Source organism: Pseudomonas sp. TH43 (assembly GCF_016650635.1).
Classification (GTDB): Bacteria; Pseudomonadota; Gammaproteobacteria; order Pseudomonadales; family Pseudomonadaceae; genus Aquipseudomonas.
This window is the reverse complement of sequence record NZ_JAEKFI010000003.1, coordinates 1,374,677-1,386,810: the sequence shown is the minus strand read 5'-3', so window position 1 is coordinate 1,386,810 and position 12,134 is coordinate 1,374,677. Positions and strand designations below refer to the sequence as shown.

Sequence of the window (12,134 nt, the reverse complement as noted above, 5' to 3'; positions counted from 1 at the left end):
GAAGGCGCCCGCTGCATGCGGGCGCCATGCTTTGGCAGCTGACCCAGATGCTATGGGTCGGCGGTCTCTGGCTGATTCATCTCGGTTTGCAGCCGGTGCTGGTTCAAATTGAACTGGCTCCACTGCTGATCGATGAAATTTCAAGCATGTTTGAAGTGCCTGTGGTGGGATTCGCCGCCGCGTGTGTGATTTTTCAGGCTTTGGTGCTGATTCAGACCGAGGGCCTTGCCAGTCTATGGCGGGATTTTCGTGGGCAAGTGCTGCTGATGGCGTTGTATGCGTGTGCGATGTTCGTCGCAGTGCGTGTCGGCTGGCCGGATGCGCAGCGCTGGCAGGTGTTCAGTTATCTGTTGCTGGGCTTTTCCGGGCTGGTACTGGTGATGCAACCGGTGCCTGGATGGAGTGGCAGGGTGCGCGAAGCACACCCTTGACCCTTGTCATCACTTGAAGCGATGAACGTTCGACAGCTGCTTGTTGACGCTGAAGTTCTTGCGGTAAACCAGTGCCATCTTGCCGATGACCTGTACCAGGTCCGCTTTGCCGACCTTGCACAGTTCTGCAATGTGCGCCAGGCGCGATTCGCGATCGAGGATGTTGAGCTTGATTTTGATCAGCTCGTGATCCGCCAATGCGCGTTCAAGTTCGGCTAACACACCTTCAGTCAAACCGTTGTCAGCCACAGTCAAAACTGGTTTCAGATGGTGGCCAATGGATTTGTACTGTTTCTTCTGCTCTTGAGTGAGCGGCATAATCTGACCCTTTCGTCTGGATTCTGTAAAATGGCGGCCATTTTACCCGAGGGTTCGTGGATCCGCCCAATTAATCACGACCCTTATCATCGAGGTGCCCAATGGCGCGTTCCAAGACAAGCCTTGGTTGGCTGAAAAGACATGTCAACGATCCCTATGTGAAGCAGGCGCAGAAGGATGGCTACCGTTCGCGTGCGAGTTACAAGCTTCTGGAAGTCCAGGAGAAATACAAGCTGATCCGTCCCGGCATGAGCGTTGTCGACCTCGGCGCGGCGCCCGGTGGCTGGTCGCAGGTCACCAGTCGTCTGATTGGCGGTCAGGGGCGTTTGATCGCTTCGGACATCCTGGAAATGGACAGCATCCCTGACGTGACCTTCATCCAGGGTGACTTCACCGAGGACGCAGTGCTCGCACAGATCCTTGAAGCCGTGGGTAATTCGCAGGTGGACCTTGTGATTTCCGATATGGCCCCCAATATGAGTGGTACGCCTGAAGTGGACATGCCAAAAGCCATGTTCCTTTGTGAGCTGGCTCTTGATCTGGCAGAGCGGATACTCAAGCCGGGTGGTAATTTTGTGATCAAGATTTTTCAGGGCGAAGGGTTTGATGTTTACCTGAAGGATGCTCGCAAGAAGTTCGACAAGATCCAGATGATCAAGCCGGACTCCTCACGTGGCACCTCCCGCGAGCAATACATGCTGGCTTGGGGCTACCGCGGTCGTAGTGAGTAAAACGAGTTTTTTTGGCGGGGTGATAGGTTTTTAGTATTTCGCCCGGCCAGCATTAACGAATATTGTGTAGAAAGTGTTTCACAAAGGGTTACAGACGGCGCCTGCCAGAGCTGTAGGTAATGTAGTAAGTTAGGCCGGTGAATATCATGCGAAGCGCGCGCCAGTAGCGGAGCTTGCTTCAGAGGGTAGTTAATTGAACGATATGGCAAAGAATCTTATCCTGTGGTTGATCATCGCGGCTGTCCTGGTGACAGTGATGAACAACTTCTCCAGCCCTAACGAGCCGCAGACCCTCAACTATTCCGACTTCATCCAGCAGGTCAAGGATGGCAAGGTCGAGCGCGTAGCCGTTGATGGCTATGTGATTACCGGTAAGCGCAACGACGGCGACAGCTTCAAGACCATTCGTCCGGCGATCCAGGACAATGGCCTGATCGGCGATCTGGTCGACAACCACGTTGTGGTTGAAGGCAAGCAGCCTGAGCAGCAAAGCATCTGGACCCAGCTTCTGGTGGCCAGCTTCCCGATCCTCGTGATCATCGCGGTGTTCATGTTCTTCATGCGCCAGATGCAGGGTGGTGCCGGCGGCAAGGGCGGGCCGATGAGCTTTGGCAAGAGCAAGGCGCGCCTGCTGTCTGAAGATCAGGTAAAAACCACCCTGGCCGACGTTGCTGGTTGCGACGAAGCCAAGGAAGAAGTCGGTGAGCTGGTTGAGTTCCTTCGTGATCCGGGCAAGTTCCAGCGCCTGGGCGGTCGTATTCCTCGCGGCGTGCTGATGGTGGGTCCTCCGGGTACCGGTAAAACCTTGCTGGCCAAGGCGATTGCCGGCGAAGCCAAGGTGCCGTTCTTCACCATTTCCGGTTCTGACTTCGTCGAAATGTTCGTTGGTGTAGGCGCCAGCCGCGTTCGTGACATGTTCGAGCAGGCGAAAAAACATGCGCCTTGCATCATCTTCATCGACGAAATCGACGCCGTCGGTCGCCACCGTGGCGCCGGCATGGGTGGCGGTCACGACGAGCGTGAGCAGACCCTCAACCAGTTGCTGGTTGAGATGGACGGCTTCGAGATGAATGACGGCATCATTGTTATCGCTGCAACCAACCGTCCAGACGTACTTGACCCGGCGCTGCTGCGTCCAGGCCGTTTCGACCGTCAGGTGGTTGTTGGTCTGCCGGATATCCGTGGTCGCGAGCAGATTCTCAAGGTTCACATGCGTAAAGTGCCAATGGGTGACGACGTTGCTCCAGCCGTTATCGCTCGTGGTACCCCGGGTTTCTCTGGTGCAGACCTGGCTAACCTGGTCAACGAAGCCTCGCTGTTTGCGGCTCGCGCCGGCAAACGCATCGTCGAGATGAAAGAGTTCGAGCTGGCCAAAGACAAGATCATGATGGGCGCTGAGCGCAAATCGATGGTCATGTCCGAAAAAGAGAAGCAGAACACCGCTTATCACGAAGCAGGTCACGCGATTGTTGGTCGTGTCGTGCCTGAACATGACCCGGTCTACAAGGTGTCCATCATTCCGCGCGGTCGAGCGTTGGGTGTAACCATGTTCCTGCCGGAAGAAGATCGCTACAGCTTGTCCAAGCGTGCACTGATCAGTCAGATCTGCTCGTTGTACGGCGGCCGTATCGCTGAAGAAATGACTTTGGGCTTCGACGGTGTTACCACCGGTGCTTCCAACGACATCATGCGTGCCAGCCAGATCGCGCGGAACATGGTGACCAAATGGGGTCTGTCGGAAAAACTGGGTCCGCTGATGTACGCCGAAGAGGAAGGTGAAGTATTCCTCGGTCGCGGCGGCGGTGGTCAAGCTGCCAGCTTCTCTGGTGAGACAGCCAAGCTGATCGACTCCGAAGTACGCAGCATCATTGATCAGTGCTACGGCACCGCCAAGCAGATTCTCACGGATAACCGTGACAAGCTTGATGCCATGGCTGACGCGCTGATGAAGTACGAAACGATTGATGCTGAACAAATCGACGACATCATGGCTGGCCGCACACCTCGTGAGCCGCGCGATTGGACGGGCGGCACTGGTACGCCTCCGCCTCCAGTTGCTCAGGATGAGCGTCCGCAAACACCGATTGGTGGTCCGGCTGCTGACGTTTAAGGCTTGAAATGACTTCTGTACAGTCCCTGACCCGGTTGCCTTGCGGCAACCGGGTTCTTGATTTGGCCCAGACGCATGTCATGGGTATTCTCAATGTCACTCCCGATTCTTTCTCTGATGGTGGCCGATATAGCCAGCTTGACGCGGCCTTGCGCCACGCCGAAGCCATGGTCGCGGCCGGTGCCACGCTGATTGATGTCGGCGGTGAATCGACTCGGCCTGGCGCGCGCGCTGTATCGCCGTTGGAAGAGCTTGAGCGCGTAGCGCCGATCGTCGAGCTGATCAATCGCGAGCTCGATGTCATTATTTCGGTCGACACCTCGACGCCTGCGGTGATGCGCGAGACCGCGCGGCTAGGTGCTGGCTTGATTAACGATGTACGCTCGCTGCGGCGTGATGGGGCGCTGGATGCGGCCGCGGCAACGGGCTTGCCGGTTTGCCTCATGCACATGCTGGGTGAGCCGGGCGACATGCAGGATGATCCGCAATATCAGGACGTGACCCGGGAAGTGGGCGAGTTTCTGGCTGAGCGGATGTCGGCATGCGCATTGGCAGGTATCCCCGCCGAGCGGGTCATTCTTGACCCCGGCTTCGGTTTCGCCAAAACCCTGCAGCACAATCTAAGCTTGTTCAAGCATATGCAATCTCTGCATGCATTGGGTCGGCCGTTGCTGGTCGGCGTCTCGCGAAAAAGTATGATCGGCCATGCCTTGAACCGTCCTGTAGGCGAGCGTCTTTTCGGAGGGCTCGCGCTGGCGGCGCTGGCATCCGTCAAGGGTGCGCGTATATTGCGCGTCCATGATGTGGCAGAGACGGTAGATGTGGTGCGAATGATCGCGGCCGTGGAATCAGCCGAATAAGAATGATGGAGCACTTATGAGCAAAAAATACTTTGGTACCGACGGCATTCGTGGTTGTGTTGGTGTCTATCCGATCACTCCCGACTTCATGCTCAAGCTTGGCTGGGCTGCTGGTATGGCCTTTCGCAAGATGGGAGCCTGCAAAGTATTGGTTGGCAAGGACACGCGGATTTCCGGCTATATGTTTGAGTCGGCGCTTGAGGCCGGTCTGACATCGGCGGGTGCCGATGTGATGTTGCTTGGTCCGATGCCAACGCCGGCAATCGCCTATCTGTCGCGCACGTTCCAGGCTGAAGCCGGAATTGTGATCAGCGCATCGCACAACCCTCATGACGATAACGGTATCAAGTTCTTCTCTGGCAAAGGCACCAAGCTGCCGGATGAGCTGGAGCTAATGATCGAAGAATTGCTTGATGCGCCGATGACGGTGGTCGAGTCGAGCAAAATCGGTAAGGTGTCGCGAATCAACGATGCGTCCGGTCGCTACATCGAGTTCTGTAAGAGCAGTGTACCGACGGGCACGAGTTTTTCTGGTCTCAAGGTTGTCATCGATTGCGCTCATGGCGCGACCTACAAAGTCGCTCCGAGCGTGTTCCGTGAGTTGGGCGCAGACGTTGTCGTGCTGTCAGCGCAGCCGAATGGGCTGAACATCAATGATAATTGCGGTTCAACTCATATGGGGCAGCTGCAGGCGGCCGTGCTGGCTGAGCACGCGGATCTGGGTATCGCTTTTGATGGTGATGGCGACCGGGTCTTGATGGTCGATCACACGGGCGCAATCGTTGATGGTGACGAGTTGTTGTACATCATTGCTCGCGATCTGCATGAGCGTGGAAAGCTGCAGGGTGGCGTGGTTGGTACCTTGATGAGCAACCTTGGTCTGGAGTTGGCCCTCGCAGAGCTTTCGATTCCGTTCATTCGTGCAAATGTCGGTGACCGTTATGTTATCGCCGAGTTGCTGGAGCGCAATTGGCTGGTCGGGGGTGAGAATTCGGGGCATATCGTTTGCTTCAACCACACCACGACCGGTGATGCGATCATTGCGGCGTTGCAAGTGCTGATGGCGCTGAAGGCTCGCAATGAAGGTTTGGCGCAAACGCGTCAGGCTCTGCGTAAATGTCCTCAAGTGTTGATCAACGTGCGTTTTGGTGGTGGCGAAAACCCGCTGGAGCATCCGGCTGTCAAGGAAGCCAGTGCGCGTGTTACCCAGGCAATGGCGGGTCGTGGTCGTGTGCTTTTGCGCAAGTCCGGGACAGAGCCTCTGGTGCGCGTAATGGTCGAAGGCGAGGACGAAGCTCAGGTTCGCAGCTATGCCGAAGAACTGGCAAAACTGGTAACTGAAGTTTCTGCCTGATACGGCTTGCAAGCCATGATTGTGTTGGGTAACATCTGCGCCCACTTTGACCGACGAGGTACAGCATGCGTCGCCCTATGGTAGCTGGTAACTGGAAGATGCACGGTACCCGCGCCAGCGTCGCTGAGCTGATCAACGGCCTTCGTCATCTGGCCTTGCCAAGCGGTGTTGATGTCGCGGTATTCCCGCCTTGCTTGCATATCAATCAAGTGATTGATGGTTTGAAAGGTAAATCGATTTCGGTCGGTGCGCAGAATTCTGCAGTGGAATCCATGCAAGGTGCATTGACCGGTGAAATTGCACCGAGTCAGTTGGTGGATGCAGGTTGTTCCCTGGTGCTTGTCGGGCACTCCGAGCGCCGTCAGATTATGGGCGAGCGAGACGGAATGCTGAATCGCAAGTTCGCAGCGGCACAGGCATGTGGCTTGATTCCGGTGCTGTGTGTAGGGGAAACCCTGGAGCAGCGCGAAGCCGGGAAAACTCTTGAGGTTGTCGGGCGTCAGCTGGGCAGCATCATCGAGGAGCTGGGTGTAGGTGCTTTTGCCAATGCAGTCATTGCTTACGAGCCTGTCTGGGCCATTGGTACCGGACTGACTGCAACGCCGCAACAGGCTCAGGATGTGCATAAAGCCATTCGCGAGCAGTTGGCGGCAGAGAATTCTGAAGTCGCACGAGGTGTGCGGCTTCTATACGGCGGCAGCGTGAAGGCGGCCAATGCGGTCGAACTGTTCGGCATGCCGGATATCGATGGGGGGCTCATTGGTGGAGCTTCCCTGAATGCAGATGAGTTCGGTGCGATCTGTCGCGCCGCGGGAAACTGAAAAAATGCTGGAAACAGTCGTAGTCGTTTTTCATCTGCTGGGTGCATTGGGCGTAGTTGCTCTGGTTTTGCTGCAGCAGGGTAAGGGTGCGGACGCTGGCGCGTCTTTCGGAGCAGGTGCTTCAAATACTGTGTTCGGAAGCCAAGGTTCCTCTACCTTTCTTAGTAAGTTTACTGCTATACTTGCCGCTGGTTTCTTCATAACCAGCTTAGGGTTAGGTTACTTTGCTAAAGAGAAGGCTCATCAGCTGACTCAAGTAGGTTTGCCAAACCCAGCAGTGTTGGAAGTACCTAAGCAACAACAACCGGCTTCTGATGATGTCCCGGTGCTTCAAGAGCAAAAGTCGGCTACTCCAGCGACTGACGTACCTCCAGCTCAAGAGCAGAAGTAAGAAGAGTTTCAAATGTAGTTTTGCCGAGGTGGTGGAATTGGTAGACACGCAACCTTGAGGTGGTTGTGCCCATAGGGTGTAGGGGTTCGAGTCCCCTTCTCGGTACCAATTAGTCAGGAGAGCCCGCTGTTGCGGGCTTTCTTGCAGGTGGAAGGTTACATTGACCCTATAAGGGATCGGTCGTATACTTCCGCCCCAGCTTTGTCGCGGGGTGGAGCAGTCTGGTAGCTCGTCGGGCTCATAACCCGAAGGTCGTCGGTTCAAATCCGGCCCCCGCAACCAGTTTAAGGAGCCCCTTTTAAGGGGCTTTTTGTTAGCTGGACACTTTCAACGCCGCTGTTCGACGGCGTTTCAAGGATGGGCGTTATGCCCATTTTTTTATTTTGCATAGCATGCACATATCATGCACTAGGGGGTTCAGGTGTCGAGCAAGCTAGAAGAGTTGCAGGCCTTGCTGGCCCCGGTGGTCGTGGCCCTAGGCTATGAATGCTGGGGTATCGAGTTTTCGGCTCAAGGTCGTCACTCGATGTTGCGCGTTTATATCGATAAAGAGGGTGGCGTGCTGGTGGACGATTGCGCCATTGTCAGCCGTCAGATCAGCGGTGTACTGGATGTTGAAGATCCAATCACTGTTGAGTACACCCTCGAAGTTTCCTCGCCTGGCATGGAGCGCCCACTGTTCACTCTTGAGCAGTTCGCCCAATTTGTCGGTGAACAAGTGAAGATCAAGCTGCGCTCGCCTTTTGAAGGTCGGCGCAACTTTCAGGGCCTTCTGCGCGGTGTAGAAGAACAGGATGTCGTGGTGCAGGTAGATGACCATGAGTTCCTGTTGCCGATCGATATGGTCGACAAGGCCAACATTATTCCCAGTTTTGACTGAGACGCGGATCCCGCGGATCCAATGGCTTGCGAAAGGCGAGGCGTACGATGAGCAAAGAAGTACTGCTGGTTGTTGAGTCGGTATCCAATGAAAAGGGCGTACCGGCAAGCGTAATTTTTGAAGCGCTGGAGCTGGCTTTGGCCACTGCTACCAAAAAGCGTTTTGAAGACGAAGTTGACCTGCGTGTGGAAATTAACCGCCACACCGGGGCATACGAAACTTTCCGTCGCTGGACGGTCGTCGAAGAGAATGATCTCGACGATCCGGCCATTGAAACCTGGCCGAGCAAGGTTGCTGAAACGCATCCTGGCGCCAAGGTCGGCGACGTCGTCGAAGAAAAAATCGAATCCATCGAGTTCGGCCGCATTGCTGCACAGACTGCCAAGCAAGTCATCGTGCAGAAAGTGCGTGAAGCCGAGCGTGCTCAAGTGGTCGATGCTTATCGCGAGCGCCTGGGAGAAATCATCTCCGGCACCGTGAAAAAAGTCACCCGCGACAACGTGATTGTGGATCTGGGGAACAACGCTGAAGCGTTGCTGGCCCGTGAAGACATCATCTCTCGCGAAACTTTCCGGGTTGGCGTGCGTTTGCGTGCGCTGCTCAAGGAAATCCGCACCGAGAACCGCGGCCCGCAGCTGATCCTGTCGCGTACCGCGCCGGAAATGCTGATCGAGCTGTTCCGCATCGAAGTGCCGGAAATTGCCGAAGGCCTGATCGAAGTAATGGCTGCGTCCCGCGATCCGGGTTCGCGCGCCAAGATCGCCGTCCGCTCCAAGGACAAACGCATCGACCCGCAGGGCGCTTGCATTGGTATGCGCGGTTCGCGCGTCCAGGCAGTGTCGGGCGAGTTGGGCGGTGAGCGTGTTGACATCGTTCTGTGGGACGACAACCCGGCTCAGTTCGTGATCAACGCCATGTCCCCGGCTGAGGTTGCGGCAATTATCGTTGACGAAGATGCCCACGCAATGGACATCGCCGTTGGCGCAGACAATCTGGCTCAGGCCATCGGTCGCGGTGGTCAGAACGTACGTTTGGCTAGCCAGTTGACTGGCTGGACCCTGAACGTGATGACCGAATCGGACATCCAGGCTAAGCAGCAAGCAGAAACCGGCGACATCCTGCGCAACTTCATCGACGAGCTGGAAGTCGACGAAGATCTGGCACAGGTGCTGGTAGATGAAGGCTTCACCAGCCTGGAAGAGATTGCCTACGTACCGTTGGAAGAAATGCTCAACATCGACGGCTTTGACGAAGATACCGTCAACGAGCTTCGCGCTCGTGCCAAGGATCGTTTGTTGACCAAAGCCATCGCTACTGAGGAAAAGCTGGCAGACGCCCATCCGGCCGAAGACCTGCTCTCGCTTGAGGGTATGGACAAGGATTTGGCGATGGAACTGGCGGTGCGCGGCGTAATTACCCGCGAAGACCTGGCCGAGCAGTCTATTGACGACCTGCTCGACATCGACGGCATTGACGATGATCGTGCCGGCAAGTTGATCATGGCCGCCCGAGCCCACTGGTTCGAGTAATTAGGCGCGGCCTGAGGAGAGAAGTGCATGACGCAAGTCACGGTGAAACAACTGGCCGATGAGGTCAAAACACCGGTAGAGCGCCTGTTGCAGCAGATGCGTGAGGCAGGTCTGCCGCACACCGCCGCCGAAGAAAATGTGACTGACAGTGAGAAGCAGTCTCTGCTGACTCACTTGAAAAGCAGCCACAAGGCGAAAGTGGAAGAACCACGCAAGATCACGCTGCAGCGTAAAACCACCAGCACCCTGCGTGTGGCTGGTAGCAAAAGCATCAGCGTAGAAGTTCGCAAGAAGAAAGTTTTCGTACAGCGTAGCCCGGAAGAAATCGAAGCCGAACGCAAGCGTGAACTGGATGAGCGTCGCGCAGTAGAAAATGCTGCTCGCCAGAAGGCTGAAGAAGAATCCAAGCAGCGCGCCGAAGAAGAAGCGCGTCGCCAGCCTGCTGCTGCGCAAACCGCTTCCAGCGACGCCGTTGCGGCGCCGGCTGCTGCCGAACCTGTTCGCGAAAGCGCACCGGTGGTTGCCGCTGCGCCAGCACCGTCTGCTGACGTTCGCAACAAGCAGAACGAACAGCGCCGTCCGGACAAGCCACGTGCCGACGATAACAATCGTCGCAGCGGTGGCGGTGATGGCGAGCGCAAAAACGCTCCGCATCGCGCTTCGGTTAAAGAAAAAGCGCCAGCTCCACGTGTGGCGCCACGCACTACCGACGAAGAAAGCGATGGCTTCCGTCGTGGTGGTCGCGGCAAGGCCAAGCTGAAGAAACGCAACGCTCACGGTTTCCAGAGCCCAACCGGCCCTGTCGTGCGTGATGTGCAGATCGGCGAGACCATCACTGTTGGCGATCTCGCCAATCAGATGTCGGTCAAGGCTGCTGAAATCATCAAGTTCATGTTCAAACTGGGTACTCCAGCGACCATCAACCAGGTGCTTGATCAGGAAACTGCTCAACTGGTAGCCGAAGAACTGGGCCACAAAGTGACCCTGGTCAGCGACACCGCCCTGGAAGATTCCCTGGCCGAGTCCCTGAAGTTTGAAGGTGAGTCGTTCTCCCGTGCTCCAGTCGTGACCGTAATGGGCCACGTTGACCACGGTAAAACTTCCCTGCTCGACTATATCCGTCGTGCCAAGGTTGCTGCTGGCGAAGCCGGTGGTATCACCCAGCACATCGGTGCATACCACGTTGAAACCGAACGCGGCATGGTCACCTTCCTCGACACCCCGGGTCACGCCGCGTTTACCGCAATGCGTGCTCGTGGTGCCAAGGCGACCGACATCGTTATTCTGGTAGTTGCAGCGGACGACGGCGTGATGCCGCAGACCATTGAAGCTGTTCAGCATGCGGTAGCGGCTGGCGTGCCACTGGTTGTTGCAGTGAACAAAATCGACAAGCCGGGCGCTGATCTCGATCGCATCCGTAGCGAACTGTCGGTTCACGGCGTGACTTCCGAAGAGTGGGGCGGTGATACGCCGTTCGTACCGGTGTCGGCGAAAGTCGGTACTGGCGTCGACGAGCTGCTTGAAGCCGTTCTGCTGCAAGCTGAAGTTCTCGAACTGAAAGCGACTCCATCGGCTCCTGGCCGTGGTGTTGTGGTTGAATCGCGTCTCGACAAAGGTCGTGGCCCGGTGGCAACCGTTCTGGTTCAAGACGGTACCCTGCGCCAAGGCGACATGGTCCTGGTCGGTTCGAACTATGGTCGCGTTCGCGCCATGCTCGACGAGAACGGCAAGCCAATCAAGGAAGCCGGTCCTTCCATCCCTGTCGAGATTCTCGGCCTGGACGGTACCCCGGACGCTGGCGACGAGATGAGCGTGGTTGCTGACGAGAAGAAAGCCCGTGAAGTGGCTCTGTTCCGTCAAGGCAAGTTCCGCGAAGTCAAACTGGCTCGTGCTCATGCTGGCAAGCTGGAAAACATCTTCGAAAACATGGGTCAGGCCGAGAAGAAGACGCTCAACATCGTCCTCAAATCCGACGTCCGTGGTTCGCTGGAAGCGTTGAACGGTGCCTTGAATGGCCTGGGCAACGACGAAGTTCAAGTGCGTGTAGTGGGTGGCGGTGTCGGTGGTATCACCGAGTCCGACGCTAACCTGGCACTGGCTTCCAACGCTGTACTGTTCGGCTTCAACGTGCGTGCCGATGCTGGCGCTCGCAAGATCGTCGAGCAGGAAGGTCTGGATATGCGTTACTACAACGTGATCTACGACATCATCGAAGACGTCAAGAAAGCCCTGACCGGTATGCTCGGCAGCGATGTTCGCGAGAACATCCTGGGTATCGCCGAAGTGCGTGACGTGTTCCGTTCGCCGAAGTTTGGCGCGATCGCAGGCTGCATGGTGATCGAAGGTGTTGTGCACCGTAACCGTCCGATCCGTGTACTGCGTGAAGACATCGTTATCTTCGAAGGCGAGCTGGAATCCCTGCGCCGCTTCAAGGATGACGCTTCCGAAGTACGTGCCGGCATGGAATGCGGTATCGGCGTGAAGAGCTACAACGACGTCAAAGTCGGCGACAAGATCGAAGTCTTCGAGAAGGTTCAGGTTGCTCGCAGCCTCTAACTCGCGCACTTCAGGAGCCGTGATGGTCGGCCGCACTCAACAGTGCGGCGCATCACCCGGACTCTAAACGCAACGCCCGGTCTGGCTTTTGTCAGGCCGGGCGTTTGCCGCTTTCAGACCTTGCGGGTTTCACCGTGGGGCAGTAACAGGTAA

At 56.6% G+C, this 12,134-nt stretch carries 11 protein-coding genes and 2 tRNA genes; 12 read left to right on the top strand and 1 reads right to left on the bottom strand.

Annotated elements, in window-relative coordinates; genetic code table 11:
• Positions 1 to 26: 26 nt before the first annotated feature.
• Positions 27 to 431: an MFS transporter gene (locus JFT81_RS15915; RefSeq protein ID WP_201228025.1), complete on the top strand. Its 405-nt coding sequence runs from the start codon at positions 27 to 29 to the stop codon at positions 429 to 431.
• 9 nt (positions 432 to 440) lie between these two features.
• Here the strand turns inward: JFT81_RS15915 and JFT81_RS15910 are convergent, their stop codons facing one another.
• Positions 441 to 749 (bottom strand): YhbY family RNA-binding protein, encoded by a 309-nt coding sequence (locus JFT81_RS15910; protein ID WP_201228024.1) that lies wholly within the window; start codon positions 747 to 749, stop codon positions 441 to 443.
• 101 nt (positions 750 to 850) lie between these two features.
• Between JFT81_RS15910 and rlmE the strand changes: the two genes are divergently transcribed.
• The 11 genes from rlmE (at position 851) to infB (ending at position 11,981) form a co-directional block, all read left to right on the top strand.
• The gene (gene rlmE / locus JFT81_RS15905) at positions 851 to 1,480 is read left to right on the top strand and encodes a 23S rRNA (uridine(2552)-2'-O)-methyltransferase RlmE (RefSeq protein ID WP_201228023.1); all 630 of its coding nucleotides are present in this window, start codon (positions 851 to 853) and stop codon (positions 1,478 to 1,480) included.
• A 202-nt stretch (positions 1,481 to 1,682) separates the two neighbouring features.
• Entirely contained in the window at positions 1,683 to 3,590 is a 1,908-nt protein-coding gene (gene ftsH / locus JFT81_RS15900; RefSeq protein WP_201228022.1) for an ATP-dependent zinc metalloprotease FtsH, read from the top strand.
• Positions 3,591 to 3,598: 8 nt separating this feature from the next.
• Positions 3,599 to 4,450: a dihydropteroate synthase gene (folP, locus tag JFT81_RS15895; protein WP_201228021.1), complete on the top strand. Its 852-nt coding sequence runs from the start codon at positions 3,599 to 3,601 to the stop codon at positions 4,448 to 4,450.
• 16 nt (positions 4,451 to 4,466) lie between these two features.
• Complete coding sequence (glmM, locus tag JFT81_RS15890; protein ID WP_201228020.1) at positions 4,467 to 5,804, top strand: phosphoglucosamine mutase; 1,338 nt, start codon at positions 4,467 to 4,469, stop codon at positions 5,802 to 5,804.
• A 65-nt stretch (positions 5,805 to 5,869) separates the two neighbouring features.
• On the top strand, positions 5,870 to 6,625 hold the full coding sequence (tpiA, locus tag JFT81_RS15885) for a triose-phosphate isomerase (RefSeq protein WP_003221542.1): 756 nt from the start codon (positions 5,870 to 5,872) through the stop codon (positions 6,623 to 6,625).
• Between the two features lie 4 nt (positions 6,626 to 6,629).
• On the top strand, positions 6,630 to 7,016 hold the full coding sequence (gene secG, locus JFT81_RS15880; RefSeq protein WP_090175639.1) for a preprotein translocase subunit SecG: 387 nt from the start codon (positions 6,630 to 6,632) through the stop codon (positions 7,014 to 7,016).
• A gap of 22 nt (positions 7,017 to 7,038) precedes the next feature.
• A tRNA-Leu gene (locus JFT81_RS15875) sits at positions 7,039 to 7,124 on the top strand.
• A gap of 97 nt (positions 7,125 to 7,221) precedes the next feature.
• A tRNA-Met gene (locus JFT81_RS15870) sits at positions 7,222 to 7,298 on the top strand.
• A 139-nt stretch (positions 7,299 to 7,437) separates the two neighbouring features.
• Complete coding sequence (gene rimP, locus JFT81_RS15865; RefSeq protein ID WP_201147473.1) at positions 7,438 to 7,896, top strand: ribosome maturation factor RimP; 459 nt, start codon at positions 7,438 to 7,440, stop codon at positions 7,894 to 7,896.
• A gap of 47 nt (positions 7,897 to 7,943) precedes the next feature.
• Positions 7,944 to 9,425 (top strand): transcription termination factor NusA, encoded by a 1,482-nt coding sequence (gene nusA, locus JFT81_RS15860; RefSeq protein ID WP_077571038.1) that lies wholly within the window; start codon positions 7,944 to 7,946, stop codon positions 9,423 to 9,425.
• 27 nt (positions 9,426 to 9,452) lie between these two features.
• Entirely contained in the window at positions 9,453 to 11,981 is a 2,529-nt protein-coding gene (gene infB / locus JFT81_RS15855; protein ID WP_201228019.1) for a translation initiation factor IF-2, read from the top strand.
• Positions 11,982 to 12,134 lie beyond the last annotated feature (153 nt).